At 65.0% G+C, this 14,410-nt stretch carries 13 protein-coding genes; 8 read left to right on the plus strand and 5 right to left on the minus strand.

Going from position 1 to position 14,410, the window contains the following annotated elements; translation table 11 throughout:
* Nucleotides 1–188: 188 nt before the first annotated feature.
* The 3 genes from AC1DIO_RS13070 to dksA all read left to right on the plus strand — a co-directional run bounded on the left by AC1DIO_RS13070 (nucleotide 189) and on the right by dksA (nucleotide 3,184).
* Nucleotides 189–1,562: an MBOAT family O-acyltransferase gene (locus AC1DIO_RS13070; RefSeq protein ID WP_441506227.1), complete on the plus strand. Its 1,374-nt coding sequence runs from the start codon at nucleotides 189–191 to the stop codon at nucleotides 1,560–1,562.
* A gap of 82 nt (nucleotides 1,563–1,644) precedes the next feature.
* Entirely contained in the window at nucleotides 1,645–2,574 is a 930-nt protein-coding gene (locus AC1DIO_RS13075) for a hypothetical protein (protein WP_441506228.1), read from the plus strand.
* 187 nt (nucleotides 2,575–2,761) lie between these two features.
* Nucleotides 2,762–3,184: an RNA polymerase-binding protein DksA gene (gene dksA, locus AC1DIO_RS13080; RefSeq protein ID WP_113513504.1), complete on the plus strand. Its 423-nt coding sequence runs from the start codon at nucleotides 2,762–2,764 to the stop codon at nucleotides 3,182–3,184.
* 238 nt (nucleotides 3,185–3,422) lie between these two features.
* On the opposite strand, the gene flgH is transcribed toward dksA, so the two are convergent.
* From flgH to flgF, 4 genes are read right to left on the minus strand one after another with little or no spacing between them, the layout of a single operon-like run.
* Nucleotides 3,423–4,175 (minus strand): flagellar basal body L-ring protein FlgH, encoded by a 753-nt coding sequence (flgH, locus tag AC1DIO_RS13085; RefSeq protein WP_441491486.1) that lies wholly within the window; start codon nucleotides 4,173–4,175, stop codon nucleotides 3,423–3,425.
* Nucleotides 4,176–4,198: 23 nt separating this feature from the next.
* Nucleotides 4,199–5,254, minus strand: a complete 1,056-nt coding sequence (flgA, locus tag AC1DIO_RS13090; RefSeq protein ID WP_476853490.1) for a flagellar basal body P-ring formation chaperone FlgA — start codon at nucleotides 5,252–5,254, stop codon at nucleotides 4,199–4,201.
* Between the two features lie 5 nt (nucleotides 5,255–5,259).
* On the minus strand, nucleotides 5,260–6,051 hold the full coding sequence (flgG, locus tag AC1DIO_RS13095; RefSeq protein WP_069879979.1) for a flagellar basal-body rod protein FlgG: 792 nt from the start codon (nucleotides 6,049–6,051) through the stop codon (nucleotides 5,260–5,262).
* A 20-nt stretch (nucleotides 6,052–6,071) separates the two neighbouring features.
* Nucleotides 6,072–6,815: a flagellar basal-body rod protein FlgF gene (flgF, locus tag AC1DIO_RS13100; RefSeq protein WP_069879978.1), complete on the minus strand. Its 744-nt coding sequence runs from the start codon at nucleotides 6,813–6,815 to the stop codon at nucleotides 6,072–6,074.
* A gap of 291 nt (nucleotides 6,816–7,106) precedes the next feature.
* Here flgF and fliL point away from each other — a divergent pair, with 291 nt between their 5' ends.
* The 5 genes from fliL to AC1DIO_RS13125 all read left to right on the plus strand — a co-directional run bounded on the left by fliL (nucleotide 7,107) and on the right by AC1DIO_RS13125 (nucleotide 13,644).
* Nucleotides 7,107–7,616: a flagellar basal body-associated protein FliL gene (gene fliL / locus AC1DIO_RS13105; RefSeq protein WP_441491488.1), complete on the plus strand. Its 510-nt coding sequence runs from the start codon at nucleotides 7,107–7,109 to the stop codon at nucleotides 7,614–7,616.
* A gap of 39 nt (nucleotides 7,617–7,655) precedes the next feature.
* On the plus strand, nucleotides 7,656–8,792 hold the full coding sequence (gene fliM, locus AC1DIO_RS13110; protein WP_113513509.1) for a flagellar motor switch protein FliM: 1,137 nt from the start codon (nucleotides 7,656–7,658) through the stop codon (nucleotides 8,790–8,792).
* Between the two features lie 17 nt (nucleotides 8,793–8,809).
* Complete coding sequence (locus tag AC1DIO_RS13115; protein WP_441491489.1) at nucleotides 8,810–9,268, plus strand: DUF6468 domain-containing protein; 459 nt, start codon at nucleotides 8,810–8,812, stop codon at nucleotides 9,266–9,268.
* Nucleotides 9,265–10,098, plus strand: coding sequence for a MotE family protein (locus AC1DIO_RS13120; RefSeq protein ID WP_441506230.1), 834 nt, complete (start codon nucleotides 9,265–9,267; stop codon nucleotides 10,096–10,098). Before AC1DIO_RS13115 ends, AC1DIO_RS13120 begins: the two co-directional genes overlap by 4 nt.
* Before the next feature lie 114 nt (nucleotides 10,099–10,212).
* Nucleotides 10,213–13,644 (plus strand): hypothetical protein, encoded by a 3,432-nt coding sequence (locus AC1DIO_RS13125; protein ID WP_476853491.1) that lies wholly within the window; start codon nucleotides 10,213–10,215, stop codon nucleotides 13,642–13,644.
* Nucleotides 13,645–13,647: 3 nt separating this feature from the next.
* On the opposite strand, the gene fliP is transcribed toward AC1DIO_RS13125, so the two are convergent.
* The gene (gene fliP / locus AC1DIO_RS13130; protein WP_441506289.1) at nucleotides 13,648–14,349 is read right to left on the minus strand and encodes a flagellar type III secretion system pore protein FliP; all 702 of its coding nucleotides are present in this window, start codon (nucleotides 14,347–14,349) and stop codon (nucleotides 13,648–13,650) included.
* Nucleotides 14,350–14,410 lie beyond the last annotated feature (61 nt).

Genomic DNA, 14,410 nt, shown 5'->3' on the forward strand with positions numbered 1-14,410 from the left:
AGAATACGCTTTCGACAAGCGACACAGAACGGCGCGCATGCTTTGCAGATCGGAATAACTGCGCGTTTGACGAGCATCTTCGTCCCAAAGCCCGCTTCACCGGGCCTCCCGGCCCGCGACCCCGGACATGACTCCCGGAAGATAATCGTCTAAGGCGGCGCTCGCCCCCAAGAGATTTCCCGCTCTCGATGCTGTTCAATTCCTTCGTCTTCCTGCTCGGCTTCTTGCCGCTTGCACTCGCCCTGCACTGGCTGGTCGAGCGTTTTCAGCCAAGCCTGCGGCTGCCTGTTCTGGCGCTCCTGTCCTTTGTCTTCTACGGCTATTGGGACTGGCGCTTCGTCCCGCTGCTGGCTTTCTCGATCCTGCTCAACTGGTGGACCGCCGAAGCCTTCCTGAAGACCAAGCGAAGCGGCCTGATTTCGCTGGCGATCGCACTCAACCTCGCCGTGCTGGCGCTGTTCAAATACTTCAATTTTTTCGCTGAGTTCGCAGGCATGGTTCCGGGATTACCCGTCCCCAAGCTTGATCTGGCGCTTCCGCTCGGCATCTCCTTCTTTACCTTCCACCATGTGATGTACCTGACCGATCTCAGGCGCGGCGAGGCCCCGCGCTACGATCTGGTGCGCTATGCGCTCTACATCGCCTTCTTCCCGCAGGTCCTGGCCGGACCGCTGGTGCGCTGGCGCGAGATCATGCATCAGTTCGACGAACGACCMTATTTGCGGTCCGACGCGGCCGAACGCATCGCACGTGGGCTGATGCTCCTGACTGCCGGTCTCGCCAAGAAGGTGCTGCTCGGCGACCCGCTGGCCGAATACGCCAACCCCGTCTTCGCCGCGGCAGCCGCCGGACAGGTCGTTTCAGTAGCCGAGGCCTGGCAAGGCACACTTGCCTTCACCTTCCAGATCTATTTCGACTTCTCCGGCTATACCGACATGGCGCTCGGCCTGGCCCTTCTCTTCGGCATCGTGCTGCCGCAGAATTTCGATGTGCCCTATCGCAGCATCAGCATCCAGGATTTCTGGCGGCGCTGGCACATGACGCTGTCGCGCTTCCTCCGCGACTACCTCTACATCTGGATGGGCGGCTCGCGCCGGGGACTGCCGACCCAGATCTGGGCGCTCTTCGCCACCATGGCGCTTGGTGGCCTCTGGCATGGCGCCGGCCTCACCTTCATCGCCTGGGGCGTCGCCCATGGCGTGGCCCTGATCATCTGCCTGCTCTGGCGCCGTGCCAAGCTGCCGATGCCGGCGCTGCTCGGCTGGGCCCTGACCCTGCTCTTTGTGACGCTGTGCTGGGTCTTGTTCCGCGCCTCCTCCTTCCCGGCGGCGCTGACGATCTACAAGGGCCTCTTCGGCTTCGCGCCCTTCGGCTCCGGCTTCAAATGGCGCGCTTTGCTGCCCGCAGCCGCCTTTGCGATGCTCGGCCCGACCGCATGGGCCCTGGTGCACCGGCTGCCGCCGGCGCGGTGGATCGCCGTGCTGATGGCAGTGCTCTTCGTGCTTGTTTTGTTCAAGATCGGCGACGACGCCAATTATGAATTCATCTACTTCCAGTTCTGAACGGCTCAGCGCCGAGGCCAACCCCGCCGCAGGAATGAGCTGGCAGCGGTTTATCCGCGTCTCTCTGACTGCGGGAGGCCTCTTGCTAGCCGCCTTCTTCACCGCGGCCATCCTGATCGACCCCTATGACAGCGGGCGCTCACCACTGTCATTGAAGCAGGGCGTTCGCCCGCAGGGTCCGCGCACAGCCGCCGCCAGCCGCGGCCGCGACCCTGCATTCTCGGGAGCGATATTCGGCAATTCCCATATCCAACTGGTCAAACCCGACCTCCTGAAAACGCTGACTGGAATCCCCTTCGTCTCGCTGATCGCCCCCGCGACAGGCCCCAAGGAGACGCTGGTGCTGATCGACTGGTACCTGCGCCATAGGCAAGAACCGGCCAAGGCTCTGGTCATCAGCGTCGACCACACCTGGTGCACGCCCGACCCGGCCATGCCCGTCAGCAAACCCTTCCCGTTCTGGCTCTTCAGCCGCAATTTCGCGGAGTATCTCTTCGGATTGATGCGCTACGACGTCGTCGAAGAACTGCCACGCCGCATCCGATATGAGATCAGGAACGCACCGAAACGCGCTAGCCCGGATGGATACTGGGACTATGAGGCTGGCTATGTCGGCCTGGGATATGTCGAAAAGCCCGAGCTTCGACGCAGGTTGTTCGAGCACCAGGATATGAGTGGTGGTAACGAGACCGGACCTTTCCCGGCGGCCACCGCGCTCGCTGCTCTTCTTGAGGCAGAATCAAAGGGCGCTCCCGTGGTGCTGGTGCGTCCGCCGCTCCATATTACCGCGCTGCCGGCACCTGGCAGTCCCGAAGGGCGCGCCGAGGCGGCCTGCCGGGCCGCTTTCCAGGCGCTAGCCGACGAACGCCCTGCAACGAAGCTTGTCGATCTGCGTCGCGACACGCCCCTGATCCGTGAGCCTTCCAATTTCTTCGACCATAGCCATTACCGTCAGATTGTCGCCCGCGAGGTCGAAACGAGCATTGCGGCAGCGCTCACGTCTCTGCGATAAGCTTGGCAAAGATGCCCGGAGAACGACGGATTTCATTTTTATGACAACGACTTCGCGAGATTGGTTGAAACTGCATCGATCGCGATTGTTACTGTCTCTCTCCCTCGCTATAAGGGCGCCAAATCGGCGGCCCGACTAAGGCAGAGTCGGTAGGCACGCCGGAAACAGACACTCAGAGAGCGCGCCTATGTCGAAACAGATCATCCTGGACGCCGACTACCGACCCTCCGACTCCGAACCCTTTATGAACGAGCGTCAGCGCGAATATTTTCGCAGCAAGCTGCTCGCCTGGAAGGAGGAGATCCTCAAGGAAGCCAAGGAGACGCTGGTCACCTTGCAGAGCGAGAGCGAGAATCACCCTGATATCGCCGATCGCGCCTCATCCGAGACCGATCGCGCGATCGAGCTGCGCGCTCGCGACCGTCAACGTAAGCTGATCGCCAAGATCGAAGCTGCGATCGCACGGATCGACGAGGGCAACTACGGCTATTGCGAGGAGACCGGCGAGCCGATCTCGCTCAAGCGCCTCGAGGCCCGGCCGATCGCAACCCTTTCGCTGGAGGCGCAGGAGCGTCACGAGCGCAACGAACGTGTTTTCCGCGACGACTGAACCTTTTCCGCCATCCACGGTCTGAAGAGAGCCTTTCGCCGCCGGCGAAAGGCTTTTTTGTTGGAATGGAGGAAACCCCGCGCGGGAGGCGCGGGGTTTCACTGGATGCCACCCATAAAAGCTTGGGGAGCGTGGCTGGCATCCGGGACAGGGGCTTGCCTCGGGAGGAAGCAGCCCGCCGGCCAGGGAGGGAAAGGCGGGGAGCGTACCTCGCCTGGCCGGGTTTCTCGAAGGGCCGTCAGAAGGGCAGCAGGATATCCATGACCTGCTGGCCGTAGCGCGGCTGCTGGACATCGGTGATCTGACCGCGGCCTCCGTAGGCGATACGCGCCTGGGCAATCTTGCTGGAATCGATCGTGTTGTCGGATTCGATGTCCTCGGGCCGGATCACACCGGCGACGATCAGCTCGCGCACCTCGAAATTGACCCGGATCTCCTGCTTGCCTTCGATCACGAGATTGCCGTTCGGCAGGGTCTGGGTCACCACGGCAGCGACATTGGTGGCAAGCTGCTCGGCGCGGCGGACCGAGCCCGAGCCTTCACTMGACCCCTCGGAATCGAGCTTGAGCAGTTCGCCTGCGCTGGAGCCGTCCGGCAGGAACTTGTCGAGCTTGTTCTCGAACCCCATGATCCTCGCTGCGCCGAAATCCTCGCCGTTCTTGCGGCTGCGCTTGGTGGTGTTGTCGAGCTGGGCCCGGTCGGTGACCTTGACCTTGACCGTGACGAGGTCCCCGACCATGCGGGCACGCTGGTCCTTGAAGAAGGCGCGCGAGCCTGTGCGCCACAGCGAGTTCGGCGCGAAGGAGGCATGTTCGACTGCCGGCATCGGCATCTGCACGGGCTTGTAGCCCTTCACCGCGGTCGGATCCTCGATCGGCGAGAGCGCTGGTGCCTGGCCAACATTGGCAAGCCGGTCGGCAGCACCGCAGGCGCCGAGCGCGAGACCGAGCGCAAGGATGCTCGAGAACCTGAGAAGCTTGGCCTGGGACATGATGATATTCCGCATCTTCGTGACTACTGCGCGTTGGCGACGCGGCCGATACCGGCCGACTTGACCGTGATCCGGCCGGGACCGCTGACCGTGCCCTGCAACACACGCTTGGATTGGGGATTGGTGACGCTGACGACATCGCCCTTCGCGCCAGCCTCTCCGGCGCGCCCACGCATGGTGAGAAGCAGGCCCGGCGCCTCGTAGACGATGGTGACAAGATCGCCTCGGCCAACGATCTCCTCGCGCTGCACATCGCCATTGCGCAGCGGCATTCCGGCCATCAGCGCACGTCGTGCAACCTTGTCGACCGCGCCCTTCATCTCGGCGATCAGCTCCCCGCCCTGGCCTTCACGCGGGCGCCGCTCGACAATCACGTCTGCGGCGGTCAGCGTCTCGCCGCGGGCAATCGCGCGGAGCGGAACCACGACTTCCGTCGTTTCGACCAGATGCCCCGAGATCCGTACCGGCTTCAGGCGCAGCGCAGCGCTACCGGGCACCGTCAGCAAAGCCTGGAGGCGACGCGAGCGGGCGTCATAGCTCAGATCGACCACCGTCATGGCGCCCGTCAGTTCGGGCTCGACCGCAATCGAAGGCGTGCCCCCGTCCACGGCCAGCGCAAAGATCCGGCTATCGACACCGAAGCGTTCCAGCAGCCCGGTCTTCACCGCAGCCTCGACATCGGAGGCCATGACGCGGCGAGCCGCACGGGTAACGACGACCTGCGCGATGCCCTGGCTGTCGATATCGCTGGCCTCCCGGATGACGCCGCCATTTTTCGCGGCTTCGATGATGCGGGCGGCCTGGATCGTGCCGGTCTCGCCGAGCGCCGGCGCCCGAAAGGCCGGCATGGCGGCGTCCTGCGGGGAAAGGCCGGCGATCAGATCGCCGAAAGTGACGAGGTCGCGCGACAGCGTGAGTTCGTTGCGCAACTGCATCCGGCGCAGGGCCGGGGCCGGATGCGCCTTTTCCGCCGGCAAGACGGCCGTCGCGACAGACGCGGCCTGGTGCGGCTGAGCCGCCAGCGCAGATCCAGCGAAGAGCAGGGAAACAAGAAGGCCGGAGGAGCAGATCATGAGCATGGTCCTCATCCTCGGAACATCTGGGTCGTCGCCGACAGCATCTGGTCGGCGGCGGTGATGACCTTGGAATTCATTTCATAGGCACGCTGGGCCGAGATCAGCGAAGACAGCTCGATGACGGCCTGCACATTGCCTTCTTCGAGCGAATACTGCTGGAGCGTGCCGAACCCCTCCGCCCCGCCGACGCCATCGATCGCCTGGCCCGAGGCAGCCGTCTCGATGAAGAGGTTGTCGCCGAGCGACTCAAGTCCGACCTTGTTGATGAAGCGGGCAAGTTGGATCTGCCCGATCTGCTGTGGCGCGGTCTGGCCGGGGAGCCTGACTTCGACCGTGCCCTGCGCGTTGATGCTGACGCTGGTCGCATTGTTCGGGATCGTGATGCCCGGCTCGACCTGATAGCCGTCGCGGGTGACGAGTTGCCCCTGCGAGTCGAGATCGAACGAGCCGTCGCGGGAATAGGCGGTCCGTCCATCCGGCATGCGGATACGGAAGAAGCCCTCGCCCTTGACCGCGAGATCGTATTCCTTCTCGGTCGACGTCATGTTGCCCTGCGTCATCACGCGACCGGTCGAAACCGTCTTGACGCCCGAGCCGATGAAGGTCCCCGCCGGCACCTGCGTGTTCTGATCGGAGGTGGCGGAACCGGCCCGACGAAAGTTCTCGTAGAGGAGATCCTGAAAGTGGACGCGCTGCCGCTTGTAGCCAGTGGTACGCACGTTGGCGATGTTGTTCGAGATGACCTGAACGTTGAGTTCCTGGGCCATCATGCCGGTCGCGGCGGTCTGAAGGGCGCGCATCGTGCTGGCTCCTTTTCCTGTCAGGCCTGCTGGTCAGCCAGGCGCGAGATCGCCCGGCTGCGCAATTCGTCGGATTTCGACATCAGGTTCGCCATGCTCTGGTAGGAGCGCTGGACCTCCATCAGCCGCGTCATCTCGATCACCGCCTTGACATTGGATGTCTCGACCGCGCCGGGCTCGAGGCGGGCCAGTGGCCCGGCCGGCTGAGCCGGAGCGGTCGAAGCGAAGAGATTGGTGCCGTCGCTGCTCAATGCAGCCGGATTGGCGAAACGCACCTGGCGGAGCTTGCCGCGCGTGCCGAGATTGGTCGACACAGTGCCGTCCGTAGCGATGCTGGCGCCGGTTTCGGTATCGCCGAACTGGATCGGGCCGCCCTCTCCCAGGACCGGCTGGCCACCCTGGGTGACGAGCTGGCCGCGGCCATTGATGGAGAGCGAACCGGCGCGCGTATAGCGCTCGCCCTGCGGGGTCTGCACCACGAGGAAATTGTCGCCGCGCAACGCCACATCGAGCGGGTTGCCGGTGCGCTCGATCACGCCCTGAGACAGATCGACCGGGGTGCCCTTGTCGATGACATAGGAGAGCTTGCGGTCAGGCGCCTTGAAGCCCTCGGCACTCGCCTGGGGCATGAGAAACTCATTGAAGCGCGCCGAACGCGCCTTGAAGCCGTTCGTGCCGACATTCGCCACGTTATTGGCGATAACATCCAGCTCACGCGCCAGAGCCATCTGGCGCGACAGGCCGACGAGAAGCATGTTCTCCACGGCGGTAACTCCCGATCATGTCCCGCGAAAGCCTCGACGCTCCCCAGCGCAGCCTTCGCAGATCAGTCACCGCAACCCCCGTGCCAACGTGGTTAACTGATATCATCGCTTTGAAATATAAGAGATATTATTCAACCCGGACTGCGCCACCCGCTCGGCAACAGCGTGTCGACGGGCAGAAACGACCCGGCAAAAACTGCCGTCCTTAACGAGACATTAACCCTGTTTCGGCAGATTTGCGGGAGTGAGCCGCCCAGAATGGAGCCGCGCTCCGGACCCGGGCAGACAGGTATGGCCAAGAAGACCAAGAGCAGCGACGACGAGGCCGCAGACGGCGCCGGCGCGCCGAAGGCGGGCAAGAAGAAGCTCGTGATGATCGTCGGTGGCGTTGTGCTGCTGGCCGCTCTCGGTGGCGGTGGCTGGTTTTTCCTGAAGAAGCCTTCACCAGAGCAGCTTGCGGCAGCGGAAGCGGCCAAGAACGTCAAGAAGCCGGCAACCTTCGTCGAAATGAAGGACATGATGATCGGCATTTCAAGCGGCGGCCAGCAGGACCGCCAGCCGATCATGAAGATCAAGGTCGTGCTCGAGATCGCGGATGCCAAGGCCTCCGAGGAGATCAAGCCGCTGCTGCCGCGTGTCGAGGATGCCTTTCAGGTCTTCATGCGCGAGCTGCGCCCCGCCGATCTCGACGGCTCCGCCGGAATTTACCGGCTGAAGGAAGAGCTTCTGCGTCGCGTGAACGTCACCGTCTATCCGGCCAAGGTCGAAGCGGTGCTGTTCAAGGAACTGCTGGTCCAGTGAGCCGGCCTCTCCGATCCCTGACCATCAGCCGAGCGTCCCATGGCCGATAGCGAACTCGAACAGACCGGCGGCCTTCCCAAGGACCAGCCTCTGACGCCGGAGAACATGGCGGCGGAATGGGCCACCATGCCGGACACCGTCGAGGAGGAAGGCGAGGCCGAAGGCGGTACCGACCGCCTGATGAGCCAAGACGAAATCGACACGATGCTCGGTTTCTCGGCTGGAGACGACAAGGACAGTCGCAACGGCATCCAGGCGATCGTCGAATCCGGCTCGGTATCCTATGAACGCCTGCCGATGCTCGAAATCATCTTCGAGCGTCTGGTTCGGCTGCTCTCGACCAGCTTGCGCAACTTCTTCACCGACAACGTCGAGGTGTCCCTCGAGAGCATCCGCTCCGTGCGCTTCGGCGACTACATCAACTCGATCTCTCTGCCCGCCATGCTCTCGGTCTTCAAGGCAGAGGAATGGGACAATTTCGGCCTGATCACGATCGAGTCCTCCCTGATCTACTCGGTGCTGGACACGATGCTCGGCGGCAAGCGCGGGCAGCCTGCCCCGCGGGTCGACGGGCGTCCCTTCACGTCGATCGAATTCAATCTGCTGAAGCGGGTGATCGCGCTCGTCCTGAGTGATGCCGAAGCGGCATTCCAGCCGCTCTCGCCGGTGAATTTCAAGGTCGACCGGATCGAGTCCAATCCGCGCTTCGTCTCGATTTCGCGCCCTGCCAACGCAGCGATCCGGGTCGAACTGCGCTTCGACATGGAGGGGCGCGGCGGCTCGCTGCACATCCTCCTGCCTTATGCGACGATCGAGCCGATCCGTGAACTGCTCCTCGAGAGCTTCATGGGTGAGAAGCTCGGCCGCGACCCGATCTGGGAAAACCACCTCGCAACCGAGGTCTGGCAGACGGACGTCGCGGTGAAATGCGTGCTCCACGAAACCCAGATGCCATTGAAGCGCGTGATGAAGCTCGAGATCGGCGACACGCTGATGTTCGACGCGCGCCCCGATTCAGTGGTTTCGCTGCGTTGCGGGGACTTCATGGTCAGCGAAGGTCGCATCGGGCGCGTCGACGACAAGATCGCCGTCCAGGTCGTCAGCCCGCTACGCCGCTCCAAGACCACGATCGCAGCCTTCGACAGCGCCACCAGCCATCTCGGCTCGCCGATCTGACGCCCGGGGACAACGCCATGACGATTACCCTTATCGCCGATGCGCTGGTCGCCAGCCTCCTCGTCGCCACCATCATCACCTGCTATGTCCTGTCCAAGCGAATCGAGCGGCTCAAGGCGGATGAAGGCGCGATGCGACAGACCATCGGCGCCCTGATCTCCGCCACCGACACGGCCGAGCGCGCCATCGCCGGCCTGAAACTGACGCTTGGCGACTGCGACCGGACGCTGGCCGAGCGACTGCGTACGGCCGAGCGCTATGCCGCCGATCTCGCGGCCCAGGTCGAAGCCGGTCAGGACGTCATGGAACGCATCGCCCAGATCGTCAGCGCCGCCACGCTGGTTGCGCCCAAGGCCGCGGATGCTGTGCCCGAGGTTGCCGAAGAACCGACCGTCTCGCGCCTGACGAATGCCGCGCACGCCGCCGCCGCGATCCGCGCCCGTGCCGCCAAGCGGCTGGAAGGTCAGGCGGCGTGATCGAGAGGCCCCGCCTCATCCCGGCAGTGATCCTCGGCGCCATGGGCCTCCTGGCGCTGAAGCTGATCGCCTGGACGTCGGAGCCTTATCCCGCCAAGGGGCCTGCCAGCGCGCAGGCGCTTGCGAAGACCCAGCCCGCCGCACAGCCTCTCAAGACGGAACCCGAAGTCTGGGGCCTCGCCAAGGTCATCGCCCGCGCACACGCTCCCGATACGTTCCTCGATCCCGAAACCACCGGCACGATCGAGAAGCCCAAGGCCAATCCGGAGGAAGAGGCGAAGGCCGAGGCTGCACGCGCGGCCAACCCGAACAACAAGGCCGATGTCCTCAATGGCACCGCCAGGACCACCTCGCCTGCCGAGCGCGCGATACTGGAGCGCCTCGGCGAGCGGCGCGAGGAGATCGAGGCGCGCATGCGCGAGTTGGAGATGCGCGAGCGCCTGCTCGACACGGCAGAGAAGAAACTCGACGGCCGCGTCGGCGACCTGAAGCAGCTCGAGGACAAGGTCGACGGCCCCAAGGCCAAACAGGCCGAGGAAGAGAGCAAGGCAATCAAGAACCTCGTCATCATGTACGAGACCATGAAGCCGAAGGACGCCGCAAAGGTCTTCGACCGTCTGAACCTCAGCGTGCTGGTTCCGGTGGTCCAGCAGATGAACCCGCGCAAGATGTCGGATGTGCTCGCTGCAATGTCCCCGGATGCCGCGGAGAAGCTGACCGTTGCCTTGGCGACCCCGGCGCGCGCGCCCAGCCTCCCGCGTCTTGCCGCCGAATCGGCGCCCCTGTCGGGCAATGAGCTGCCCGCCGTCGCGCTGCCGCAGCGACGCTGACCCTCCCGCGTCCTTAACCGGCCATTATCCTTGACGCCCTATCGTCGGTAGCGCTCGGGCTGCCGTCTTGCGGTCGTGCCGGGCACTGGTGTCGCGTTGCGTGAGTGTACCGGTTTGCGTTTCCCGCGTTCTCTTGCCTTTGGTGTCGGACTGGCCGCGCTTGGCGTTGCCGCCAGCCTTTCCATGCCCGCGCTTGGGGCAACGGCGACCTTGCAGGGTGCCGCCATGCCGCCCGGCTTCGGGCGCCTGTCGCTGACGTTCGACGAGCCGATGCCAGTGCGCGTCAGGGTCGCCAATGGCGTTCTGGTCGTTGCCTTCGGCGGTCCCGTCAAGATCGACGTCAACAAGATCGCCAAGCAACTCCCGGACTATGTCTCGATCGCGCGGATCGACCCTGATGGCCGCGGCATGCGCTTTGCTCTCGCTCGCCCCTACAAGGCGAACCTGATCGAGGCCGGCGACAAGGCCTTCATCGACCTGCTGCCGGAGACCTGGAAGGGCGTGATGCCCGGCCCTCCGCCCGAGGTCATCGCCGCTTTGGCCGAGCGTGTCCGGTTGGCGGAGGCCCGCGCTCGCGAGATCGACCGCCGCCCACCACCTGCGCCCAAGCCTCTCCTGCTGACCAGCGCCAAGCTGCCGACGCTCGAGCGCCTGATCTTCCAGGCGCCCTCCGACACCAAGCTTGCGCATGAGCTTGTCGACGGCACGCTCAGGCTCACCTTCGACCAATCGCTCACGGTGGAGCCCTCCGCGATCCGGTCGGCCCTGCCGGAACGGGTCGGGCTCGTCTCGACCGAGACCGGTGCGCAGAATACCCAGCTCGACCTTTCCCTGCCCAAGGACTGGCAGGCTCGCAGCTTCCGCGACGACGACCGCCTCGTCGTCGATCTGCTGCCGCCGGCCAAGGCCGGCGTGCTCAGCCTGACCGGCTTCCAGGCGAGTGCCGCCGATCAGCCGGACAAGCCACCCGCCCCTGCCGTCAAGCCGGCAGCTGCAAGCGAGGCACCGGCACCACAGCAAGCTGCTCCAGTCGCCAAGCCAGCCGCAGAGCCTACCGCGCCGGCCATCGACCCGACGCCTCAGCTCGTGAAGATCCAGTCATCGGCGGGCCCGGATGGCAGTCGCATCGATTTCCGCTTCCCGCGCCCGACCGGGGCTGCGGCCTTCGTCGATGCCGGCCTGGTGACTCTCGTCTTCGACACCCGCGACACGATCGACCCCGCGAGCTTTCGGCAGATGCTTCCGGAGCTGATCGAGGAAACCGTTGTCACGCGCGAAGGCAAGGCCACGCTGGTCCGGCTGCGCCTGTCCAACCAGCAGTTGGTGCGCTTCAGCGATGACGGCACCGGCTGGACGCTTGGCTTCGGTGAGCAGGCAGGCAAGCCGACGAACCCTGTCGCCCCTGCACGCACGGTCGATGAGCGCGGCCAGACGATCCTCGCCATTCCCCTGCCCGGCATKACCGGCGTGCATTGGATCGAGGGCGGAACCGCGGGCATGCCCATGGCCATCGCAACCGCGCTGGGACCAACGCGGGCTGTGACCAAGCCCTATCGCTTCGTCGAGTTCGGGTTGATGCAGACCGCCCATGGCCTCGCCATCATGCCGCGCTCCGACGACATCGTCGTCCGCGCCGGCACCGAGCAAGCGCTGATCGGGCGCGCCGGCGGCCTGACCGTCACCCTCGATCTTCCGCAGAGCGAGGAAGACAAAACGACGACGCCGGTCGCGGCGCCCCCGCCCCTGCTGAGCCCGGAGCTCTGGGCGAAGCTGCGCGTTGCAGCCGTCCGTGACCGTGCGCGTGAGCTGCTGCGCGATGTCGCCGACGCCTCGCGCAGCCGCAAATCCGAAGCACGGCTGGCTCTCGCCCGCTTCTATGCCGCAAACGGGTTGATGCCGGAGGCCGCGGGGCCTCTCCAGGCGATGCTGGCCGACGATGCCGCCATGCGCGGCAATCGCGAGGCTCTGTTCCTGAAGGGTGTGATCGCGGCGAAGATGCACCGTAATCCCGAGGCTCTCGCTTCCTTCGAGGCCGGCCCGCTCAAGGACGATGCCGAGGCGGGACTCTGGCGCGCATTGATCGAACAGAGGCTGGGGCGGCAGGCCCAGGCGCTTGCCGGTTTCCGGCGCGCCGAGGCGACGCTCGACGGCTACCCAGATGATCTGCAGGTGCAGTTCCGCCCGGCGATGGCGCGCGCAGCCATGGCCATGCAGGATATGACGACGGCCGAGCGCCAGATCGAGCGGCTCTCGGAATTGCCGCGCGATCTTGTGGACAAGGAGGAGCTCGCACTCCTTCGCGCCATGCTCGATGATGTCAGCGGTCGCCCAGAGGCCGCGCTGAACGGCTACAAGCCGCTATTCGAGGCCGCCAGCAGGCCAGTCGCAGCGGAGGCGCAACTGCGTGCCATCCGGCTGGTACAGACCGAGAAACGCCAGGACATTTCGCCTGATGAGGCGACCCGCAGGCTCGAGACGGTGTCGATCATCTGGCGCGGCGGCGAGATCGAGATCGAGGCTTTGTCCGAGCTCGGCCGACTCTATACCGCGCAGCACCGTTGGCGTGACGCCTTCCAGATCGCGCGCCGCGCCAACAACAACTACCCCGACAATCCGCTGACGCGCCGCCTTCACGATGAAACGGCCCAGCGCTTCGCCGAGATCTTCAGCAATCGCGACGCAGCGCAGGAACAATTGCCGCGCATCGAAGCGCTGGCCCTGTTCTACGACTTCAAGGAATTCCTGCCGATCGGCCGGCGCGGCGACGAAATCGCCCGCCTTCTCGCCGACCGGCTGGTGGAACTCGACCTGCTCGACCAGGCGAGCGAGATTCTGCGCTATCAGATGCAGGCCCGCCTGACCGGCGCCGCGCGGTCGACGATGGCTGCACGCCTTGCGATGATCGCGCTGATGAACGGCAAGCCAGCCGAAGCGCTGCAAGCGATCTCCTCGACGCGGCTGATCGAACTGCCGGGAGACGTCAAGCGGGCGCGGCTCCTGCTCGAGGCGAAGGCCCTCTCCGATCTCTCGCGCACCGACCAGGCGCTCGAGATGCTCGAAATCGAGCGCGGTCCGGAAGTCGACCGACTGCGCTCGGATATCTACTGGACGGGCCGCCGCTGGCGCGAGGCTGGCGAAGCGCATGAACGCATTCTGGGCGAAAACTGGCGCGGTAACGCGCCGCTGAACGAGCGTGAGCGCGCCGACGTGATGCGCGCCGCCGTCTCCTATGTGATGTCGAACGAGGCTCTGTCGCTCGACCGGCTGCGCACGAAATTCGCCGCCAAGATGGCCGAGAGCACGGATGCTCGCACCTTCGCCTTCGCGACCGGGGCCAACCGGGCCAATGCCGCCGATATCCGCGAGATGGCGCGCGCCGTTTCCGGTGCCGACAACCTGTCGGAGTTCATGAGGGCCTATCGCGAGCGCTATCCKGCCTATTCAAGCGCGGTGCGCAGCCGGCCCAAAGCCGAGCCCGAACAGGCAGCACCACCCAGCTCGACCGGCGCCGAGGCGAGCCCGGGCGCAGCGCCAGGCCGCGGTTGACCGCTACGTTCCGTAACTCTTGATCAGCGATCCCGTGACGAGGCCCCAGCCGTCCACCAGGACGAAGAAGATCAGCTTGAACGGCAGCGCGACCGTCACCGGCGGCAACATCATCATGCCGACGGACATCAGGATCGAGGCCACGACGAGATCGATGATCAGGAATGGCACGAACAGCAGGAAGCCGATTTCAAACGCCCGGCGCAGCTCCGAGATCATGAATGCCGGCACGAGAATCTGGATCTGGATATCTTCCGGCTGCGTCGGGCGGGGCTCCCGCGACATCTCGATGAACAGCATCAGGTCCTTCTCGCGGACATGCTTGAGCATGAACGCCTTGAAGGGCACGACGCCGCGATTATAGGCCTCCTGGGGCTGGATCTGCCCGGCAACCAGCGGCTCGACCGAGACGCGATAGGCCTCTCGCAAGGTCGGCGCCATCACGAAGCCGGTGAGGAACAGCGCCAGCCCGACGATCACGGCGTTGGGCGGCGCGGTCTGCGTGCCGATGGCCGAGCGCAGCAGGGACAGCACGACCGCGATCCGCGTGAACGACGTCACCATGATCAGGATAGACGGCGCCAGGGAGAGCACCGTGATGACGGCGATGAGTTGCAGCGCCCGTTCGGCGACGCCCCCACCCTGCCCGAGATCAAGCGAAAGCGTTTGCGCCCGAGCCGGCTCGCAGAGCGCAAGCGCGACCATCGCGCCGGCACAAGCGACGCGGCAACCGCGATGCCATCTCGCATCCGTCAGGGTCAGGATC

Source organism: Allobosea sp. 05T439 (genome assembly GCF_056396005.1).

Excerpts from the sequence above, each read along its gene's own strand:
- dksA (WP_113513504.1), top strand. The coding sequence starts at position 2,762 with ATGTCGAAACAGATCATCCTGGACGCCGACTACCGACCCTCCGACTCC.
- flgA (WP_476853490.1), bottom strand. The coding sequence starts at position 5,254 with ATGCTCATGATCTGCTCCTCCGGCCTTCTTGTTTCCCTGCTCTTCGCT.
- flgG (WP_069879979.1), bottom strand. The coding sequence starts at position 6,051 with ATGCGCGCCCTTCAGACCGCCGCGACCGGCATGATGGCCCAGGAACTC.
- fliL (WP_441491488.1), top strand. The coding sequence starts at position 7,107 with ATGGCCAAGAAGACCAAGAGCAGCGACGACGAGGCCGCAGACGGCGCC.
- fliM (WP_113513509.1), top strand. The coding sequence starts at position 7,656 with ATGGCCGATAGCGAACTCGAACAGACCGGCGGCCTTCCCAAGGACCAG.
- AC1DIO_RS13115 (WP_441491489.1), top strand. The coding sequence starts at position 8,810 with ATGACGATTACCCTTATCGCCGATGCGCTGGTCGCCAGCCTCCTCGTC.
- fliP (WP_441506289.1), bottom strand. The coding sequence starts at position 14,349 with ATGGTCGCGCTTGCGCTCTGCGAGCCGGCTCGGGCGCAAACGCTTTCG.